Source organism: Myroides phaeus (assembly GCF_009799805.1).
Classification (GTDB): Bacteria; Bacteroidota; Bacteroidia; order Flavobacteriales; family Flavobacteriaceae; genus Flavobacterium; species Flavobacterium phaeum_A.
This window is the reverse complement of sequence record NZ_CP047050.1, coordinates 1,201,194-1,223,525: the sequence shown is the minus strand read 5'-3', so window position 1 is coordinate 1,223,525 and position 22,332 is coordinate 1,201,194. Positions and strand designations below refer to the sequence as shown.

General features: G+C 33.3%; 16 protein-coding genes. 7 read left to right on the top strand and 9 right to left on the bottom strand.

The window, feature by feature from the left end; translation table 11 throughout:
• Positions 1-281 precede the first annotated feature (281 nt).
• The 4 genes from GQS07_RS05520 (at position 282) to trxA (ending at position 3,546) form a co-directional block, all read left to right on the top strand.
• Complete coding sequence (locus GQS07_RS05520) at positions 282-917, top strand: Crp/Fnr family transcriptional regulator (protein WP_158209959.1); 636 nt, start codon at positions 282-284, stop codon at positions 915-917.
• A gap of 6 nt (positions 918-923) precedes the next feature.
• Entirely contained in the window at positions 924-1,715 is a 792-nt protein-coding gene (locus tag GQS07_RS05515; protein WP_158209958.1) for a sulfite exporter TauE/SafE family protein, read from the top strand.
• Between the two features lie 78 nt (positions 1,716-1,793).
• Complete coding sequence (locus tag GQS07_RS05510) at positions 1,794-3,221, top strand: MBL fold metallo-hydrolase (protein ID WP_158209957.1); 1,428 nt, start codon at positions 1,794-1,796, stop codon at positions 3,219-3,221.
• A gap of 7 nt (positions 3,222-3,228) precedes the next feature.
• Positions 3,229-3,546: a thioredoxin gene (trxA, locus tag GQS07_RS05505; protein WP_090409899.1), complete on the top strand. Its 318-nt coding sequence runs from the start codon at positions 3,229-3,231 to the stop codon at positions 3,544-3,546.
• Between the two features lie 32 nt (positions 3,547-3,578).
• Here the strand turns inward: trxA and GQS07_RS05500 are convergent, their stop codons facing one another.
• Positions 3,579-4,406, bottom strand: coding sequence for a hypothetical protein (locus tag GQS07_RS05500; RefSeq protein WP_158209956.1), 828 nt, complete (start codon positions 4,404-4,406; stop codon positions 3,579-3,581).
• Between the two features lie 87 nt (positions 4,407-4,493).
• Complete coding sequence (gene lepA / locus GQS07_RS05495; protein ID WP_158209955.1) at positions 4,494-6,290, bottom strand: translation elongation factor 4; 1,797 nt, start codon at positions 6,288-6,290, stop codon at positions 4,494-4,496.
• Positions 6,291-6,591: 301 nt separating this feature from the next.
• On the opposite strand from lepA, the gene GQS07_RS05490 reads away from it, so the two are divergent.
• Positions 6,592-7,473 carry an SdiA-regulated domain-containing protein gene (locus tag GQS07_RS05490; RefSeq protein ID WP_158209954.1) on the top strand — a complete coding sequence of 294 codons (882 nt, stop codon included), beginning with the start codon at positions 6,592-6,594 and terminating at the stop codon, positions 7,471-7,473.
• On the opposite strand, the gene GQS07_RS05485 is transcribed toward GQS07_RS05490, so the two are convergent.
• Complete coding sequence (locus GQS07_RS05485; RefSeq protein WP_158209953.1) at positions 7,456-11,184, bottom strand: metallophosphoesterase; 3,729 nt, start codon at positions 11,182-11,184, stop codon at positions 7,456-7,458. The genes GQS07_RS05490 and GQS07_RS05485 overlap by 18 nt on opposite strands.
• Before the next feature lie 27 nt (positions 11,185-11,211).
• Between GQS07_RS05485 and GQS07_RS05480 the strand changes: the two genes are divergently transcribed.
• The gene (locus GQS07_RS05480) at positions 11,212-12,369 is read left to right on the top strand and encodes a Pycsar system effector family protein (RefSeq protein ID WP_158209952.1); all 1,158 of its coding nucleotides are present in this window, start codon (positions 11,212-11,214) and stop codon (positions 12,367-12,369) included.
• On the opposite strand, the gene GQS07_RS05475 is transcribed toward GQS07_RS05480, so the two are convergent.
• The gene (locus GQS07_RS05475; RefSeq protein ID WP_158209951.1) at positions 12,350-14,716 is read right to left on the bottom strand and encodes a hypothetical protein; all 2,367 of its coding nucleotides are present in this window, start codon (positions 14,714-14,716) and stop codon (positions 12,350-12,352) included. The genes GQS07_RS05480 and GQS07_RS05475 overlap by 20 nt on opposite strands.
• Positions 14,717-14,870: 154 nt before the next feature.
• Here GQS07_RS05475 and dusB point away from each other — a divergent pair, with 154 nt between their 5' ends.
• Positions 14,871-15,863, top strand: a complete 993-nt coding sequence (gene dusB, locus GQS07_RS05470) for a tRNA dihydrouridine synthase DusB (protein ID WP_158209950.1) — start codon at positions 14,871-14,873, stop codon at positions 15,861-15,863.
• Between the two features lie 49 nt (positions 15,864-15,912).
• Here dusB and GQS07_RS05465 read toward each other — a convergent pair whose 3' ends face one another.
• From GQS07_RS05465 to GQS07_RS05445, 5 genes are all read right to left on the bottom strand, one after another.
• Complete coding sequence (locus GQS07_RS05465) at positions 15,913-16,497, bottom strand: DJ-1/PfpI family protein (protein ID WP_158209949.1); 585 nt, start codon at positions 16,495-16,497, stop codon at positions 15,913-15,915.
• 211 nt (positions 16,498-16,708) lie between these two features.
• Positions 16,709-17,536, bottom strand: coding sequence for a mechanosensitive ion channel family protein (locus tag GQS07_RS05460; protein WP_158209948.1), 828 nt, complete (start codon positions 17,534-17,536; stop codon positions 16,709-16,711).
• Between the two features lie 16 nt (positions 17,537-17,552).
• Positions 17,553-18,752, bottom strand: coding sequence for an aminopeptidase C (locus GQS07_RS05455; protein ID WP_158209947.1), 1,200 nt, complete (start codon positions 18,750-18,752; stop codon positions 17,553-17,555).
• Between the two features lie 409 nt (positions 18,753-19,161).
• Positions 19,162-20,004, bottom strand: a complete 843-nt coding sequence (locus GQS07_RS05450) for a hypothetical protein (protein WP_158209946.1) — start codon at positions 20,002-20,004, stop codon at positions 19,162-19,164.
• Positions 20,005-20,165: 161 nt separating this feature from the next.
• Positions 20,166-22,067: a S9 family peptidase gene (locus GQS07_RS05445; protein ID WP_158209945.1), complete on the bottom strand. Its 1,902-nt coding sequence runs from the start codon at positions 22,065-22,067 to the stop codon at positions 20,166-20,168.
• Positions 22,068-22,332 lie beyond the last annotated feature (265 nt).

The window sequence follows — 22,332 nt, the reverse complement described above, 5'->3', positions numbered from 1 at the left end:
CATTACATAAATATTCACTTGCAGTAAGTGACAATTTATAGACATATTTCTGGTACTTCCTTCTTGAAAACAAGCATTTCTTTGGTTAAAAGTACCAGAACACTGTCGATATAGTCTAATTACACAACAATATTCTTTAGCTTTTTTTATTCTATTTCATTCATTAATAAAAAATTACAACGACTAATATTTTATATTGTCTCTTTTAAGATTGCAATAAAATTGATAAGTTGCTTTAAATAAAGTAATTTTAAAACCCAAAACCATCTTATTCAATCTTTATGGAACATATTATCAAAACGAAATACCGCTACATCTTTGAAGAAGAATTGTTAGAAGAAATTATCAAAGTTTCAACTATCAAAGATTTTAAAGAAGGTGAAAGACTGATGGAAATTGGAGAGTACATAAAAAAAATACCTCTTCTATTAGCAGGTGCTATCAAGATAATTAGAGAAGATCAAAAAGAGGGAGAGATTGTCTTATACTACATTGAGCAAGGAGACACCTGTGCAATGACATTAACTTGTTGTTTGGGTGAAACGAAAAGTCAAGTGCGTTCTATTGCAGAACGCGATGGTAGTGTTATATTAGTTCCTGTTGGAAAAATGGACGAATGGTTAGTGAAATACAAAAGTTGGAGAAACTTCGTACTTAATAGCTATAACAACAGAATGAATGAATTACTTTCTGCAGTAGATAGTTTAGCGTTTATGAATATGGAAGAACGCTTGTGCAAATTACTTCAAGATAAAGCTAAGGTTTACAATAGTAGATTTATAAACAACACACATCAAGAGTTGGCTGAAGAGCTTAACACATCGAGAGTAGTTATTTCTCGTATCTTAAAAACTCTTGAGAATAAAGGAATTATACAACTCAATCGAAAATATATTGAGTTACTTAAATCTCAGTAAAACACTATGGATTACACATCGTTAATAGGTTATTCTTTAGCCTTACTAATTGGTATTTCATTAGGACTTATAGGAAGTGGAGGATCAATACTTACTGTTCCTATTTTAGTTTATATAATGAAGATAGAACCATTTGTTGCAACTGCTTATTCCCTATTTATTGTAGGTTCAACCTCATTAGTAGGTGGTTTCAAAAACCTAATTGATAAAAAAGTTGACACAAAAGCTGTTGTCTTATTCGGTATTCCTTCTTTAATATCAGTTTATATTACAAGAGCATTTTTACTCCCCTTAGTTCCTGATATTATTTCTATTGGAAGTTTACAATTAGATAAAAACATTGCACTTATGGTGCTGTTTGCAATTGTAATGCTTACATCGGCGATCAAGATGATTCGACCTCGCAAAGATCAAATAATTGAAGAAAGCAATCCTAACTTAGGAGGACTGGTAATACAAGGATTATTAATTGGATTATTAGCCGGTACAGTTGGTGCAGGAGGTGGTTTCCTTATTATTCCAGCTTTGGTATTATTCTCAAACTTACCAATGCGAAAAGCAGTAGGTACATCACTATGTATCGTTGCTATACAATCGCTAATCGGTTTCTTAGGAGATATAGGACACACAACGATGGATTGGGCATTATTACTAACTTTTAGTGCAATTTCAATCATCGGAATATTTATAGGGATATACTTAACTAAATTTGTCCCAGATAACAACTTAAAAAAAGGCTTTGGTTATTTTGTTTTAATTATGGCCATCTATATTTTAATAAAAGAAGTGTTTCTTTAGTTTGTAACTCTTGTTACTGTACAATTCAAAACATCTTCCTAATTTTACTTTATAATAACAACAGAAATACACTACGATATGAAAATAGAACAAATTTATACCGGCTGTCTTGCTCAAGGAGCATACTACATTGAAAGCGAAGGAGAAGTGGCAATTATTGACCCTCTGAGAGAAGTTCAACCTTATTTGGACAAAGCAACAAAAGATAATGCTACGATCAAGTATATTTTTGAAACTCACTTTCACGCTGACTTCGTAAGTGGACACGTTACTTTAGCTGAAAAAACTGGCGCTCCAATCGTTTATGGACCAAATGCTAACCCTTCATTTAAAGCACACATTGCTAAAGATGGAGAAGTTTTTCAACTTGGAAAAGTTACTATTACAACTTTACATACTCCTGGTCATACTATGGAGAGTACAACTTACTTATTAAAAGATGAAAATGGTAAAGACCACGCTATTTTTAGTGGAGATACCCTTTTCTTAGGAGATGTAGGTCGTCCTGATTTAGCACAAAAAGCAGCTAATTTAACACAAGAGCAATTAGCAGCTACTTTATACAATAGCTTACGTACGAAAATTATGCCGTTAGCAGATGACGTAATTGTTTACCCTGCACACGGAGCTGGTTCTGCTTGTGGTAAAAACTTAAGTAAAGAAACTGTAGGTACTCTTGGTGAACAAAAGCAAACAAACTATGCGTTACGTGCGGATATGACAGAAGCTGAATTCGTAAAAGAAGTTACTGATGGTCTTTTACCTCCTCCTGCTTACTTCCCTTTAAATGTGAAGTTGAACAAAGAAGGATACGAGAACGTTGAAACGATTATCACTAATAATAAAAAATTATCACCTAAAGATTTCCAAGCTTTAGCTGATGATTCTGGAGCATTAATTTTAGATGTTAGACCTGGTGCAGAGTTTGCAGCGGGACATATTCCTGGATCTATCTTTATTGGATTAGATGGGCAGTTTGCTCCTTGGGTTGGTGCTTTAATTACAGATATTAAACAACCTATCTTAATCGTTTGTCCAGAAGGAAGAGAAGAAGAGGCTATTATTAGACTTTCTCGTGTTGGTTATGACAATACATTAGGTTACTTAGAAGGTGGTTTTGCAAACTGGAAGAACGAAGGAATGGAATATGACACTGTTCAACAAGTTACTGCTGATGAGTTAGCTAATAAAGTTAAAAATGAAGATATCAACATCTTTGACGTTCGTAAAGTAGGAGAATATAATTCTGCTCATATCGACTATAAGAATGTTAACCACACACCATTAGATTACTTAAACGATCATTTAGCTGAATTCCCAACAGATGAAACTTTCTTTATCCACTGTGCTGGAGGATATAGATCACTTATTGCTTCATCTATCTTGAAAGCAAGAGGATTCCACAATATGATTGATGTAATCGGAGGTTTCGGAGCAATTAAAAATACAGGTATTGCTTTAAAAGAAAGCACTTGTACTGCTACTTGTCCAACAACAGGAAAATAATACAGAAATGAATAAATTTGAAGAACTAATCAATAGTGATCAGTTAGTCTTAGTGGACTTCTTTGCCACTTGGTGTGGTCCTTGTCAGATGCTTGCACCTGTCTTGGAAGAAGTAAAACAAACACTACAAGACAATATTACAATCATTAAGATTGACGTTGATAAAAACCAAGCATTAACAACACAATATAGTACACAGTATCAAATGAGAGGTGTACCTACTTTGATGTTGTTTAGAAAAGGTAAGTTATTATGGCGCCAATCCGGATATATGGATAAACAAACTTTACTTGCTAACATAGAGCAATACAAGAATAATTACTAATGAAAAAGGTCTCAATTGAGACCTTTTTTTATTTAACAACTAAAGTCATATCCTCCACTTCCTGCAAGATATAAATAGTGTTTTGCTTCTTTAGATAAATATACTTGTATTTCTTTTTGTTCATAATCTGCTGATGTATCAAATACAAAATCAAGCTTACCATCTCCATCTAAATCTCCAACAAAAAGCAATTCGACAAAAGTATCACTGAAAATAGGGATATTTAAAACCATCTGTTGTTGTGCCCCATCTACACTGATATACAATTTATAATCCTCAATCTCTCTAAATTCCTTCCCTTTTGGATCTGTATCATCCGTGTACATATAGGTGTTTTTTACTGTACCTTCCGCTTCTAAAGCATATGTATGTCCTTTATACTTGTATTCATATACTTCACCTGGCCATAATGGCTTCTTTTTAATAGGCAAAGAGACAATATCTCCCTTAGTAAGTAACTTATTAGGGGCACAGAAAAAAAGTGGCTCTTCTTCCTCAGGAGAGAATACCCCAATTTGATTTACTTCAGTACATTCATTCAAAATCGGATCTGTCAAATTATAATCCGCTTGTTTCACAATAAAATGTGTTTTATCAACCTTTCTAAACTCCAACCAATTTTCGTTAATCGCAGAGTAAGTATCTGTCGAATCATCATCATAATATGCGGGTAATAAAAGTGTCATTACCTCCTTTACCTCTTTACCATAAGCATCTGTAAATCGGTGAACATCTTTTATTTCTTCTTGTTCAACACTATTTTCTTCTGTAAGTTCTTGTGTACCCTCAGACTCTGTTTCTGCAGTTTCTTTACAGCCGATTAGTATTAGCAACCCCAAGACAATTAATACTTTTTTCATCAGTTAATTTGTATTTAAGTGATTTTTGAGCAAAAAAAAACTATCGTTTTACTGATAGTTTTTTTTCATTATTTATATAACTAATTGTTAGTCATTCAATTTTAATACAGCCATAAAAGCTTCTTGTGGAATCTCAACGTTACCTACTTGACGCATACGTTTCTTACCTGCCTTTTGTTTTTCAAGTAATTTACGTTTACGTGAAATATCCCCTCCATAACATTTAGCTGTTACGTCTTTACGAAGTGCTTTTACTGTTTCACGAGCAATTACTTTCACTCCAATAGCCGCTTGAATAGGAATATCAAACTGTTGACGTGGGATAAGTTCTTTTAACTTCTCACACATCTTCTTACCAATGTAGTACGCATTATCTGCGTGCATTAAAGCAGATAAAGCATCTACTACGTTTGCGTTCAACATAACGTCAACTTTCACTAAGTTAGACGTACGCATTCCAATAGGAGAATAGTCAAATGAAGCATATCCTTTAGAAACTGTTTTTAATCTATCATAGAAGTCAAATACAATCTCTGCTAATGGCATATCAAACGTCAACTCTACACGGTCTTCCGTTAAATAAGTTTGGTTTGTAATAATACCACGTTTGTCAATACACAAACTCATTACTTGACCAACGAAGTCAGCTTTAGTAATAATTGTCGCTTTAATATATGGCTCTTCTACTCTTTCTAATTTAGAAGGTTCTGGTAAATCAGATGGGTTATTTACTACAATTGGTGTATCTGGTTCTTTCTTAGTATAAGCTAAGTAAGAAACGTTAGGTACAGTAGTAATAACAGTCATATTAAACTCACGCTCTAAACGCTCCTGAATAATCTCCATATGTAACATTCCTAAGAATCCACAACGGAAACCAAACCCTAAAGCAGCAGAACTCTCAGCAGCAAATACTAAAGAAGCATCATTCAATTGCAATTTCTCCATTGAGTTACGCAATTCTTCATAGTCCTCTGTATCTACTGGATAAATACCAGCGAATACCATTGGCTTAACGTTCTCAAACCCTTCAATCATATTTTGAGTTGGTTCTTTTGCATCTGTTAACGTATCCCCTACTTTAACTTCCTTAGCTTCCTTAATACCAGAAATTAAGTAACCTACGTCACCTGTTTTAATTTCTTGTTTAGGAACTTGGTTTAATTTAAGTGTACCAATCTCATCTGCAAAATACTCTTTCCCTGTAGCCATAAATTTAATCTTCTGACCTTTCTTAATAGTACCATTAACAACACGGAAGATAACTTCAATACCGCGGAATGGGTTATAAACAGAGTCAAAAACTAATGCTTGTAATGGCTCTTCAGGATTACCTTTTGGAGCAGGAACTCTCTCGATAATTGCCTTTAAAATATCTTCTACTCCTAAACCTGTTTTACCAGATGCAGGAATAATTTCTTCATAATCACATCCTAATAAGTCAACGATATCATCACTCACCTCTTCTGGGTTAGCACTTGGTAAGTCAACTTTATTTAATACAGGAATAATAGTCAAATCATTCTCTAACGCTAAATACAAGTTAGAGATAGTTTGTGCTTGGATACTTTGTGCTGCATCTACAATCAACAAAGCCCCTTCACACGCAGCAATAGACCTAGAAACTTCATAAGAAAAGTCTACGTGCCCTGGAGTATCAATTAAGTTTAAAATATATTTCTCGCCTTCATATTCATACTCCATTTGAATCGCATGAGATTTAATTGTAATCCCTCTTTCGCGTTCCAAATCCATACTATCTAAAAGCTGATTTTGTTGCTCACGTGCAGTTACCGTTTGTGTAGCATCCAATAAACGGTCTGCTAACGTACTCTTTCCGTGGTCAATGTGAGCAATAATACAAAAGTTTCTAATGTTCTTCATCTTCGTTATATCAAAGTTTTAATTAGATTATACGCCCATTAGAAGTATTGAAACAACTTTCAATAATCATATAATCAAGATTCTAAGACTTTTATTATCTTCTGTTTACAACAATATAAGCCTATATTTTGCAAATATACTTTAAAGTTTGAATTTTTAATCATTTTTTTCGTTATACCTAAAGTTATCAACACTTTTCATCCTTTACAGACCAAGTATTTTAACCACTAAGATTAAACTGCCAAATGCCCCGTTTTTATTAACACTTTTACTAACTTTATACTTTCTAAAAATTCGCGCAATGAAAACATTCTTATCCATCGCAACACTATCTTTTTTTACATTGATTAGTTGTGGTCAAAAAAAAGAAATTACAGAAGATTTTATTACACTGCCTAATCATCTACAAGAGGTTTCTGGTTTGCATTACGACGCAACTTCTAAAACATTTTGGACCGTTCAGGACAGTGGAAATAGCAATGAACTTTACCAAATAGATGCAACTGGAAGTATAGTGCATACCGTTAAAGTTAAAAACCAAAAAAATAAAGATTGGGAAGAACTTACAAGTGATTCTGAAGGAAACTTGTATATCGGTGATTTTGGAAATAACAAAAACACGAGAAAAGACCTGAAAATTATTAAAGTAGACAAAAATAACTTAGATAAAGAAGAAGTTGATGCTTCTGCTATTATCTCTTTTGAATATCCTGAGCAAAAACAATTTCCTCCCAAAGACACAGAGTTGATTTATGATGCGGAGGCATTCTTTTTATATAATGACAATTTTTACATCTTTACAAAAAACAGAAGTAAAGGCTTTGACGGTAGATCAAATGTTTATAAAATTCCCAATGTAGCAGGACATCACAAAGCTCAATTGGTACAAACATTCAAAGGGTGTAATGTTTATAAACACTGTGCTATTACAGGGGCTGCTATTAGTCCCGACCAAAAGACTTTTGTTTTATTATCACATTCTAAATTGTGGATTATTGACGGATTCAATCCTAACGCAATCTTAGATGGTAAAATATCTGAACACAAATTAAACCACGTTTCTCAAAAAGAATCTGTTTCTTTCGATGGAAACAATACTGTTTACATTGCTGATGAAGTTAAAAAGCAAACAGGTGGTAAAATCTATAAAGTGGATTTGGGTGCTTTAAAACCCAAACCCTAATCCAAACACAAAGCGACCTCCATCTACACTGTTGAAATAAGAGCAGTGTAGGGTTGCTTGTTCTATGGCATTTATCCAAAAACCTGCTCCATAAGCGTTGTGCCATTTATTTGAACTTTCTAATGGAGTCCATACCCTTCCATAATCAAAACCAGCATAGAAACCATAACTCATTGGTATAAATCCTGCGGTAAACTGACCTGCATTAAAACGAATATCTGTTGTTTGTACAAATGATGTCTTTCCTGTAAATCGCTCTGGTCTAAATCCTCTTAAATTTGCGTTACCACCAACTGTTGCTGCGTGATAAAAATCGTAATTGTCATTAAACCTTGTTTGATAATTGAAATTTGTAGCAAATACAAAACGCTCTCCTCTGTCTATAAAATGAATAAAGTTCATTCGCATATCTAAGTAAGCGAAGTTCTGTTTAGTATCTTCTAAATTCATACGCCATCCCGCTTTCGAATTGAAACCAAATCCAACTGTTGGATTAGCAGGATAGTTATACTGTTCATAATTATACTCCACATTAAACGAACCATATTGTTGAAAATCAAAAACTTTCTGATTGACAACTTCTGGTGAACTCGTAATGAATCGATTAGACTTGTTTTGTACTTTTAATGCGTCGTATCCAAGATTTACTTCAAAAGCGCCTCCTTGTTTTCCCTCATAACGGTATCCAGGAGCTATTGAATAACTTTCAACACGCACACGTTTGTAATCATCTCCTTTTTCTTTGTCAAAATAATATGTTTCGTTTCCAATACCATAGTAGTTTTTGGCAAAATTTGGACTCGTAGCTCTTGCTCCTAAAGTAAACATACAATTATTTGTAGCATTCGGAAAATACCCTTTATATTCAGCTTCTAAGCCTTTCGTGTTAAACGAATAGAAACCTTTTAATTCGTGTTTACTGGTAAATGGGTCTTGTAAAAACTTCATACGAGTTGAACTATACATAAAACCTAACTTAATACCATCTTCAGGATTAAAACCAATATTTGGCAATAACATATTGATGTTTACAGGAACTTTTTCATAGTTGAAATTATTCAAATCATATTTATTCGTACTGTATTTTCGAACAACACCATTCTTTTCAACTATTTCATTTTTCTTATCTGCATAATCATAAACAATTGTTTTACGTGGGTTTTCAATCGCGTATGTATCTTGATTCTTACCTCCTATTAAACGCAATTTTATCTTTGCTTTTCCCTCTCCTCTCACTACATATTCATCTTCATCATTTAAGCCGTAAATCCAAATCTCTTTAGTTTGCTTTGCCGAATATACTTTTTCAAATTCAAGTTCTTTTCCTGATTTCTTATCGCGATATTGTGTCAGTTTTACATCGCCATTTGACAAGCGCTCTATGTCGAAAAAGTCTTTTTTATCCGTACCTGCCACAATAACATACTCTCTCAATTTAGCATAGTACTTTGGCAAATAGGCAACAATATTACTCTTTCTAACCTTCAATATTCTTTTAATTTCGTCTATCTCTTTGTCTTGTACTTCTTTAGGCAATTTAGCAAATACCTCTTCGATGACTTCATCACTTAGTGTTGTCACAATATCTTTTGCCTCTGTAATCCAATCTTCTTCAGAAGTTGATTTTAATAAATACTGATCCAAAGGAAAAGCCGTCTTATTCAACCAACGAGGATTAGCAAAATCTTCTTTATAACTTTGCATATGTCTCAAGGGAGGAAGCTTTTTTATCAATGATAACAAAGCACCATCTATCTTAGCAAAAGCTTGATCTCTATCTCGAGGTACAGGTTTATAAATTACCTTACCTTCTTCTTTAAACTCAGACCATCTCCACTGATCTCCGTGTCTATCCCAGTCGCCAATTAGCATATCAAAAATACGTGCACGCAAAAATGCTTTTTGATCAATAGCATACTTTTCGTCTTTTCTCAAATTAGCAATCACATCTGTCGTGCTAATTATCTTCGTCGCATTTCCAAAACTATCCTCATCTTCAAAACCACTGGTAGGACGTTCTTCAATCATATACAACTCATCTCCGTAGTTTTCATTAAATCTTCCCAATGTTTTTTGTTTCGGAATATAATATAACTCCGGATTTGTATGAAACATACCTATTGCTTCAGAAAGGTCACTAATGATAAACGGAGTATAAGGATGTGATGTCGTATAAAAATCATAAATAAATCTTTCCGCCCAAGTATCTTGAAACGAATTCATCACATATTGATCTTTAAAAACAGCTGTTTGAACAAAACGAGAAACACTCTTACGCACCCCTCTCATTACGTATTCTTTTCCGTCTTTATCAACAACACGAAGCGACATAGATTGGTTACCACCTCCTGAAATAGTTGGCGTCAATCCCCCTTTAATCTTTGTTAGATCCGCTATTTCAACTTCAACAGGTCTGCTGTATATATCTCTATAGTGCTTTCCCCATAAAAAGCGATACCAAGCTGTTTTTTTTGTCCACTCTGCAGGATATACACTTGCTTTAGTTATTCCTTCTTTTACTTCATTATCTCCTTCATAAACATAAGAACTCGGTTCAAATATTTTTTTCTTAGTAACTAACTGAACACCTTTTTCGTCAAAAACATAGAAATTCAACACTACACTGCGATCTTTCAAAACCTCAAGTGTCGTAAATCCAGCTTGTGCGATTGAAATATCATTCGGTAAAATAGCTCTTGAAGGTGTCGTTTCAGCCATACCTCCACTGATAACTTGTTTTACCCCATCTTGTGCTATGTATTGTAAATTTTGTTCATGTGCTGAAGCAATTACAACATTGTCATACATCTGCGCCATTGTTCTAATGCGCTTATTAAACTCATTGTAATTCTTACTCTGTAAATCTTGTGTATTAATGCCAGAAAGTGCTCTTGTATAGTTTATAACCGAACCAATAATTGGCAACGGTACATTGGAATTTAATGGGTAAATATGGTCTTTAAAAGAAAAATGACCACCATAATTTCCATTGCTGTAAACAGGGTGATGCATGGCCAACACCACTATTCTATTCTGATTTTTGTTAATCTCTCCTCTTAGTTCATCAAAAAAATCTTCTCTTGTCTTGATATCACAATCCTCATTAATATTGGGTTGCTTATCCCAATCTTGTAGATACCATTCGCTATCAACTGCAATTAATACAGTTTCATCATTGATTTTTAATCGCTCAAAACCACAAACTTTTCTCGGTAATACCGCTTTCTTATCTTCTAAATTTAATGCCATATAATCTGAAAAACGCTTAACTCCTTCATACCCTCTTGCCCATTCAGCGTTTCCATTTATAAAAACAGTATTCCCTTTAAAATCTTTTGCCAATCCCAATTGAGTGGCCAATGTTTCTTCTACTTTCCCTCTACTTTTCGCACCTTCTTTAGCCATTCCCCTATCGATACTATTACCTAAGAAAACTAACGTTGACTCTTTTTCACCTTTGTCTATAAAAGAAGATAATTTATCAAAGTGTTTTTTTCTCGACTTATTCTTGTCAAATCCCGTATTCCCTAATAAGTAATAAGTATGTGATATTTCCGCTTTAGAAACAGCCTCCTCAGCAGCAATTGTCTCTTTACTTTTCTTTCCATATTGTGTACCATACGTGGCACAAGAATTCAAAACAGCAAATGAAAATAGCGATGCTAAACCTATTTTTAAAGCATTTATAGATATGTGAGGAAATAATTTCATAATTTAGAGGTTATAAAGGTTTTGAATATGACAATTCTACAAAAGGTTGAAGAACATATCTTTCAGATACACAAAGATACACTATCACATCAATATACATACCACAACTTTAACCATACATTACGTGTTGTTAATGGTTTAGAAGAAATTCTAAAAACTGTTGACGTAACAAATAAAGAAGCTAATATTCTTCGTTACGCTGCGTGGTTTCACGATATTGGATATATCAACTCTTGGGAAGAACACGAAGAACGTGGTGCACAAATGGCGCAAACTTTCTTACTTGAAAATGGTGTTGATGTAGATGACGTACATATTGTTATGCAATTAATTAGGGCTACAAAATTGGACTATGTTCCTGAAAATGATCTTGAATGCATTTTAAAAGATGCTGATTTTGCTCACTTTTCAGATGATAATTATGTAGATGTAAGTGACTTGCTAAGAAAAGAAGTTGAACATTTTTGTAATAAAACCTTTACTGATTTAGAATGGTTAGAGCAAAATAGAGATATTATGCTTTATAAACACAGATATTATACTGTGTATGCCCAACAACAATGGCAACCTTATAAACAGAAAAACTTATTGGCTATTCTTGCCAAAATAGAAAAAATAGAAACCAGAAAGGCGCGTAAGAAAAAAGCAGAATCAAGTAGAACTATTGATACTTTGTTCAGAACGACCTTGAGAAATCACACTTCTTTAAGTGCTATAGCAGATAGAAAAGCGAATATATTGCTTTCTGTAAATGCTATTATTATCTCTATTTGTCTTTCTACTTTAATTCCAAAATTAGATAGTCCGAGCAATGCTCACTTGATTTACCCTACTTTTATTTTATTGTTTTTTAGCGTGGCTACGATTATTTTCGCCATACAATCTACAAGACCAAAAGTAACCTCTGGTACCTTTACAAAAGAAGAAGTTGACAACAACGAGGTTAATTTACTTTTCTTTGGTACATTTCACCAAATGCCTTTTGACGAGTATGAAGAGACTTTAATGACTATTTTAAAAAACAATAAGTACCTACACCACGCATTGACAAAAGACTTGTACAATTTAGGTGTAGTACTTGATAAAAAATATAAACTATTGCGCATTACTTATACCATCTTTACAGTTGGAATTATCGCATCTGTTTTAGCTTTTGTATTGGCTTTTAGAGGTATTGGCTTCTAAGGTAATCATGCATTAAATTATTGTAATCTAATTGTTCTATATCAAAGTCTAAATTAACATTTACTCTCAGACCAAGTAGGCCTGAAACACTTTGCATATCTTCAATTTCAAATTGCTCAATTTCGCCAAGCAGCACACCTATTTGTTGCCCATACGTTAGATATTGTCTGTATTCTTCTAAATCTTCTGTAGAGGCAAACGCAATTGTCAACTTTTGTGGTTGAACAATTCGCTCTTCTGTGCCTTTAATACACGCCTTGTCTAAACGCTTTTTAATTACTTCATAACGGGTATTATATGAGCCATCTATATCAAAGCGTTTTTCATCCATTCTAAACTGTATTCCCAAAGATGTATCGTACACAAAAATTAGTACTGTAACATCCATTTTAATCATATCCTGAATATTATTGCGGTAGTGAACACACATCAATTCAGTCATTACTTGCAATTGCCACAAACGCAGGTTTTGTAAGTAAGTAAAATCAAAAGACATCGTCGGACATATAGACTCCCCAATATAAATGTTGTGTTCTATTCCGTCCGTTTTAAATCTTTCGTAATAATGTGGAAATACTTTTTGAACTATTTGTTGACGCTCGTCTAAGATATCTGAAAAACACTTATTCATACGACCTACTTGGTTGTCAAAAACCTTGCGTTGTTCATAATAAATATCAAACTGAACATCTATATGAGACAGGTATTCTTTTAATATTTCTTCATCAAAAAGATGCCCTTCTTTTCTTAAAAATGGGTGTATATCTTCTTTAATATAGTTCTGAATCAACTGTTCTAAACCAGAATAAAAACGAGTTTCTAATTGACGTAAATAAGCATTTAAACGCAAACAGTGTTTCTCAAAAACAAGTGCCCCATTGCGACAAGCACTTTTATCAAACATATTAATTAAATAAGTCAATTGAGATTTCAAATCAGCAACAATTGCTTCATTTCTCAACTTGCTTGATCCTTTAATGTCTATTTCTCCAAACAAAGGAAATACTTTTGGAAATGATATCGGACTAATAATATAATCTTTATCAATAACACTTTCTATATAGTTTCGTTTTGCTTCTTCAATAAACTTCCAATAAACACTTGGGTGAATCGTCGTAAACTCTCGCTGTATAATAGCTTCAACTTGGTTAAGCAAATCTGCTTTTACACGCTCAAAGGTTTCTGAAATAATAGGCATCATTGCTTCTAACTTCTGTGCGTTTACAGTGTGTAAATCGCGAGGTACTTCAGAGACAACCTCCAAGATCCCCTCCAAACCACTTGATATAACCACAGGTCTAAACAAACAGCTCCTAACACCTTGTTTTCTCAGATGCAGACACATTTTCTCTTCCTGCTTATCTAACATCATTTCATCAATATCAGAGATACAGAAATACTTTTTTTCTGAAATAAGCTCCTCATAAGCCTTTTTAGATAAAACAATATCTGTGCTTTCATCATTCAATAAATGACTTTTCAGTCCCATTATATCACGAGTTTCTTTCTGAACCAATGTCTCTAATTCAATCGGTGTATAACCAATTTTTAAATTAGGCACTCTAAAAATAGAACTGAATATTTGTCCTAATGTATCGCCAATAGGTGTTCGCTGTAATTGCGACTTTAAAAAGTTTTCTTTCAACAATGATAAAGCACTTTCAACCGTAACATCTACCAAACTAACAATACCAAAACCACGTATAATCCAACTTTCTTGAGGAAATTTCTCTTTCCACAAGTCTAAGTTGTCAAAATTATCTTGCAACAATTCTATATCCGCCTTTGTCAGCATAATAGCTTTATCAGTTGGAATTATTTCAACAAAATCAGCATTGTATAACACGCGATAGTGATGTATAATTCCTTTTGCATCTGGCAAGTCGATAAACAACGGTCGGGTCAAATCAAAATCAGCGTTGAAATAATGATTCATAATAATACAACAACAAGCAATATAATATTGATGCTGATCAAAATCACGAATTTCTATATCATAACTTATCCCACTCTCGGCAATTATTTTTTTAAAACGATTGGTGTAGTTAAACATCAATTGCTGAAAAGGCATAGAAACTGCTTTTATTTCATTGTCTTTTAAAGCTACTGGAAATAAAATCTCTAACAACTCTTGAATCAAAGCCTCATTATCTTGAAGAACTTCTGTAGCTGTAATGTTTGTACATAAATCAGGAACAACATTTATTCTCTCCAATAAATCTTTTAGATAAGTCTTTTTTATCTCATTCCTGTTCGGATCTACAATAAATTCATTCATCGCTTTTATCAATCGATGAAAAGAAAACTCAATGTTAAAAGGCGTAAATTCAAAAGTTGTTAATCGCATAATTATGGGGTTCTTTAGTGCCTTAAAGATAACAAATAACTACTTGTCGGGCTATAGATTAACTCAGTATAATGTAGAATTGACAAGTTTCTTACTTACAAAAATTTGAAAAACTAAAATTATTGTACTTTTGCATCAAATTTCGAAAACGAATATGATTAAAATTGGCAACATAGAACTTCCTGACCACGCGCTTCTTTTAGCTCCTATGGAAGACGTAAGTGATCCACCATTCCGTCGTTTGTGTAAAAAACACGGAGCAGATCTTATGTACTCAGAATTTATTTCTTCAGAAGGGTTGATTAGAGATGCGATGAAAAGTAAGATGAAGTTAGACATTTTTGATTACGAAAGACCTGTAGGTATTCAAATCTTCGGTGGAGATGAAGAAGCTATGGCAATGTCTGCTCGTATTGTAGAAACAGTTCAACCAGACTTAGTTGACATCAACTTTGGTTGTCCTGTAAAAAAAGTAGTATCTAAAGGTGCTGGTGCTGGTGTTTTAAAAGACATTGATTTGATGGTACGCTTAACAAAAGCAGTTATCAACAGTACAAATTTACCTGTTACGGTTAAAACTCGTTTAGGATGGGATGATGATTCTATCAACATTGACGAAGTAGCTGAAAGATTACAAGACATCGGAGTACAAGCTTTAACTATTCACGCGCGTACTCGTGCACAAATGTATAAAGGGCATTCTGACTGGACACATATTGAACGCATTAAAAATAATCCACGTATTACAATGCCTATTTTTGGTAATGGTGATATTGATAGTCCACAAAAAGCATTAGAGTACAAAGAGAAATTCGGTTTAGATGGTATGATGATTGGTCGTGCAGCTATTGGATATCCTTGGATTTTTGATGAAATCAAACACTATTTTAAAACAGGTGAATTACTTCCTCCTCCAACAATAAAAGATCGTTTAGAGGCTGCTAAAAACCACTTAATATGGTCTATGGAATGGAAAGGTGAGCGTGTTGGTATCGTTGAAATGAGACGTCATTACACTAACTATTTCAAAGGTATTCACGGTTTTAAACCACATCGTTTAAAATTAGTTACAACTGATGATCCTATTGAATTATTAAGTTTATTTGATCGCATTGCGGAAGAATACAAAGATTACGTTATAGAATAAAAAAAGCTCCAATTAAGGAGCTTTTTTCTTCTCTAAAAATATCGCTTTATCAAGCAACTAAATTTCCGTTTTTGAACAACTCAAACCATTGTTCTATATATTGTTTTTCAAATAGCAATTGCAGCATAATTTCTCTTGTAAATTCAACAGCTCCAATTCCGCTTGCTGTAATAATTAAATCATCACTTGCTGCTAAACTGTTTAAATACAACTTATCACCTGTATAAGCTGGCGCTAAAGCTTTCAGATAAGAAACATCATTGCTTGTATGGAAACGATTATCAAGAACACCTTTTTTACCTAAATAAGCAGTTGCCCCACATATTCCTGCAATCATCATACCTTGCGCCAAAGCATAATTAATAACAGCATCTATTCTAATATCTGTAGGTAATTGGGTTTCCCACAACTTACCGCCAGGTAAGATAAACATTGTTGCGTTAGCTAAGTTTATTTCTTCAACAGAAACATCCGGTAAAACTCGCAGTCCTCCACTTGACATTACTGCCCTTCCTTTGTCAGAAACAGTGATGAGTCTATAGTGTGCATTTTTTCGAATTTCAGGCATAATATAAGAAACCTCCCAATCCGAGTAACCATCAAATAAGTAAATGTAGATATTCTTACGTTCCATCTTTTTTTATTTCAAAACTACTATAATTTATAACATACAATAAAAATTCATTGCGAAGAGTTTTAGCAACTTTCTCTATAACACATTTCAACCTACTTATAATCAACCTTAAAACACTCCTTTTCCAATAGCCTTAAATTAGTAACCAAGCCACAGCTTTAAAGGCATAGACAATAAAAAAGCCCTTTCAAAACTGAAAGGGCTCTTCGTATTATTTTGTATTATCTGAGATAATGTGTAAATCTGTTTGTGGAAATGGAATTTCGATATTTGCTTCATCCAACGCAACTTTTACTAATTGTTGAATTTCAAATACTGTATTCCAGTAATCCTCTTTTGCCATCCAAGCACGAACGTTTAAGTTAACTGAACTATCCGCTAATCCATTTACAAAAACAATTGGTTTTGGATCTTTTTGAATAGACTCATGCTTATCTAAAGCAGCTAAAATAACCTCTCTTGCTTCTTTAATATTAGCACTGTAAGAAATACCAACTACAAAGTCATAACGTCTTGCAGTAATCTCACTATAATTTGTAATCACTGAGTTTGCTAATGTACCATTTGGACTAAAAACTTTTAATCCAGCAGCAGTAGTTAACGTAGTATATAATAAATCTATACGCTCTACAGTTCCTTCAGTACTACCCGTGTTTGAAATATAATCACCTACTTTAAACGGCTTAAACATTAAGATTAAAACTCCACCTGCAAAGTTTGATAAACTTCCTTGTAAAGCCAAACCAATCGTTAAACCAGCGGCACCAAATATGGCAGTAAAACTCATCGACTTAAAGCCCATAATACCCGATACCACAACAAATAGAACGATATAAAGCATGAAACGAATCATACTAAGCAAGAACCCTCTTAATGATTTATCAAGGTCTCTCTTCTCAAATCTTCTTCCTATAATACCTACAACACCTTTAATAACATAGATACCTATTATAATTACCAATATACCTACAGCATATCTCGGTAAGGCTAATAATATCTGTTCTAAAAAGTTTTCTAAACTCAATACAATCTTCTCCATAGCAATTTTTTATCTGTTATATTTTTAATTTTTTAGCGATTCCTTTTGGAAGTCCATCTTTGTGAATCATAATATCAGTAGTTTTATACTTAACGTATTCTTTACTCATATACATATATCCTTTGTAGTCATTTGAAATTCCCCAAGAGTTTTTAATAACATAATACTCTCTTCCGTTTTGATCTTTTGCAATTCCTACAATATGCATACCATGATCATCCGTAGTTGTATAATTATCAAAAGCTTCTTGACGCATTTCTGGCGTTACTTTACGTTCTGGTTTTGGTCCGTTAAACATTTCTTGTCTTTCTTCCAAAGTCATATCTTCATATTCCTTCTCAGGTACAAAAGCTACACCATTTTTCCAGCTAAAGTATTTTTCGCTAACATCTCCTGCCCAAGCTACTGTAAAACCATTGTTTACTGCGTGGTCAACAATCTCTGTTAATTCATCCATTTTAACGTTGTATGCTTGATTAAAAGCCCAGTTATCAGGAACTAATAAAACAAACTTATCATATAATGGGTAATTTAAGTCTGAACCAATTTCAACATAATCATCAGCATTTACACCAATAACTTCTTTAGCAAAAGATTGAGGAGTATATTCTTTTCCTTCCCATTTGAATTTTTTAGGAGCTTCTCCTAAATAAGCATCAATTACAGCTGCATAAGCTTTCTCCCAGTTTGGAGTTAACTTTCCGTTTGGATTAGAAACTATAGCTTTTAATACTCCTTCTTGTATTGCAGCCATTTCTCCAAACTTATTTTTATCTGTTCCGTAATTTAATCCTGTGTAAACAGATTGAGGAACAGCTCCGTACATTTTGTACATATTCATTACATCGTGAAATGCTCCACCATCACCTAAAGTAACAGCTCCGTGCATACGCACATACATTTTTCCTTTCTCAACATAAGCATTACGAGCAGAGAAAATTTGTGAAATCTCAACTGGTTTTCTTCCCATTCTCATCATTTCTGATTCGATAAATGAGTTTGCTGAATAACTCCAACAAGTTCCTGATGAACCTTGATTTTTTACTGAAGTTGCTTCAATATCAACTACATCTGTAAATTGATATAATTCCTTACTCTTTTCACTTGCATTTAATCTTAGTGAGTTTACTAAGTTATCTTGTCCAAATGAAGTTACAGAGTAACCAGCTGATAACATAAGCGCTAATGCCCATGCTTTTAATTGATTTTTATACATATTGTTAGGTTGTTAGATTTGTAAAGATAAAAAAAGCTTTAGGTTTATTCCAAATTGTTTCAAACAAACATACATTTTCAACATTAAAAACGGAGTTAAAGTATAAAATAAATTAGTTTTTACACAAAAAAAATGTTTTTACCTCTCTTTACCTTCCCCTTGCTAACATTAAAACCTCAAAAAAAGTGTACAGCTATAGCGAGGCGAGACAGAGTTCTCCAGTAGCACCATAAAAACTATGGAAATCGTATGGAAACACAATAGGATTACCTCGTTTTCATTATAGTACATCTAAAAGTAATCTTAAACAAGTAAACAACAAAAAAGCCTAAGAGACAATCTCTTAGGCTTTAACAAAAGTACAATTAAGTTAAAATAACTTGCCTCTCAAGCTTTTCAACTCCTTATATTATTTTATTTCTTTGAAATAGAATTTTACAGTTCCTTTATCTTTATCTTCTGCTATAACCTCAAAAGACTCTCTTGTTTCCCTATTCCAATCGTTATAAGTATATTTATCAACTGTTTCAAAAATAGCAGTTACAGGATACCCCTCTTTGTCATATTCATATGTAACAGTAGCACTAAATGATTCCTTTTCACCATAAATATGGTTTATTCCAGTAATATTATTCACAGGTAATAACTTATTTGCCTCATTAATTCCACTTAAAGCAGCACCAACTGGAGAACCAAAATCAATCTGTGTTTTCTTAGATAAATCAATTGCCCCTGTCGTATTTAGAGTATGGAACGCAAAAAATGGTTTTGCATCATAAGATATTTTTGTTTGAAATTCTCCTTCAATTTCTTTTTCATCTTCATCAAATGAGTAAAACGTAAGATCAACAGGATTACCTTTGTGAATTTGATTCACTTTTCCATATTTAGCCCCATCAAGCTTTTTTCCTGTGATTTCAGACAAAAAGAAAGTATCCTCAATATTAGAAATACTCTCAATTCCTCCTTTATTATACTTTATCTCACCTACTACCTCATTTCTATCAGTAACAATTTTAACTAACTTTCCATTTTCATACTCATAAGTAATTGCACTATTTGATGTCTCTACTTCTCCATCATGCCAAGTTCTAGTTGAACTAACCTTAATCTTCTCAAGAACTCTAATCACTTTATGAGGTGCTGTAATTCCACCTACTGTAGTTCCATTTTCATTTGAACTATTGTCATCTGAGCTACAACTCACTAATAATCCTCCAATTACTACTAAACTAAATAAAATCTTTTTCATATCTTAAATTTATATTTTTAACAAAATTAGCCAAAACATACCTTAAAAAAATTAACTAAAATACGTTTTACAAAACATTCAATTTCTCTTTCATTAAATTACAGAAACAAAAAAGGCTGTCTATAGAAGACAGCCTTTTTCGTAAATTATACTATGTTATATTACAAAGTTTCTTTTAACCAACGGAAAAATTCACCTTGCCATACTTGTGCATTTTGTGGTTTTACAACCCAGTGATTTTCTTCTGGTAAGTATAAAAACCTACTTTTTATTCCTCTTAATTGTGCAGCTTGGAAAGCTTCTTGACCTTGTCCGATTGGTACGCGGTAATCTTTTCCTCCTTGGATAACTAAGATTGGAGTATTCCATTTATCAACATTGTTGATTGGGTTAAAGTTAGCATATGCATTTTGTGCATCCTTGTTATCTTTCTCCCAGTATGCTCCTCCTGTATCAAAATTAGGGAAGAACACCTCTTCAGTAGTTCCGTACATACTTACTAAGTCAAATACTCCACAGTGAGAAATAAACGATTTAAAACGATTTTCGTGGATTCCTGCTAAGTAGAATACTGAATATCCTCCATAGCTCGCTCCTACTGCTCCTAATCTGTTTTTATCAACATATTTTTCTTGTGCTACATCATCAATAGCTGCTAAGTAATCTTGCATTGGTTTACCTGCCCAATCTTTACTGATTGCTTCATTCCATTCTACTCCGTGTCCTGGCATACCTCTTCTGTTTGGAGCAACGATAATGTATCCTTCTGCCGCCATTAATTGGAAGTTCCAACGGAATGAATAGAATTGTGATAAAGCAGATTGTGGTCCTCCTTGACAGTATAATAAAGTTGGATATTCTTTATTAGGGTCAAAGTTTGGTGGATATACAACCCAAGTTACCATATCTTTTCCGTCAACTGTTTTTACAATTCGCTTCTCACTTTTACTCATTGCAATTTTTGAATAAGCTTCGTCATTTACTTTTGTAATTTGAGTCCACTCATTTTTCTTCATATCGAAAGAGAAAACTTCTGCTGCGTGATTGAAGTCTGTACGCGTTACAATTGCTTTATCACCAATCACGTCAACAATTCCTGTTACGTCAAACATTCCGTCTGTGATTTGGTGAACTACTGGAGCAATACGCTTTCTTCCTGGGAAGTTAACTTCAAATAACTGAATTGTTCCACCTACAGCAGCAGTAAAATAAACTTTGTTACCATCTTTACTCCATTGGTAACCTGCAACTGTACCATCCCAATTAGCAGTAAGGTTTAAATCTCTACCATCGTAACGAACGATTAAATCATTTTTATCAGCCTCAAAACCGTCGCGTTTCATTTGCAACCAAGTTAAGTGCCCTTGTGGAGAGAAAGTAGGATTAGTATCGTATCCTAAATTCGACTCAGTTAAGTTCTTCGTTTTCTTTGTTTCTAAATTGTACTCATACAAATCAGTATTTGTACTTGTAGCGTATTCTGTTCCGAATTTCTTTTTAGAAACGTAAATAATACTCTTTCCATCTGGTGTCCAAGTATAATCCTCATCACCTCCAAATGGCTTTTGTGGAGCATCATACGGTTCATTAACCATAATGTCAATCGCACCTTTTTCATCTCCTACTGAACTGTAAAAAACGTGATTATGTGTTCCATCATTCCAAGTATCCCAATGTCTGTAATCTAAACCATCAAACACATAAGCATCCGATTTTTCCATTGTTGGGTATAAATCTTTTCCAAGAACTTTTCCAACTTTTACTGCTTTGTCAGATAAAATCATTTTTCCATCAGGAGAAATGTTCTTGTCTATTAATAACGATTTAAAATCTGTTACTTCAACAGGATTACCACCTGTTAAAGGTATTTGATAAGTCTTTGAATCAAACTTATCTTCCTCCATATTAGCGTGCCCTACTTTGTAAATAAGGTTTTTACCATCTTTAGTAACACCAATCGGAGTTACTCTCCCCAGCTTCCAAAGCAATTCTTTGGTCATAACTTCCTGAGAAAATGAAGATAAACTTGCTAAGCTCAAGGCAAATAAGAATATTTTTTTCATAATTAGGGTTTTATAAAGTGTGTAAATATAAACTTTCTTTCGATTTGAGCCGAAAGATAAAGAATTCTATCACAACGTCCTTAGAATTCGATAGAAACAAAATTGTTGAAAACTCAAACCTTTTTCACATCGATTTAAATAGTTATAAAAATCGAATAATCACTTATAAAATTCTCATATTAATAAATTCTCCACAAAAAACATAGAAGTGATACAAAAACATTTGTTATTTTTTTCTAAAAGAACTTTTTTTTCTAAAAAAATA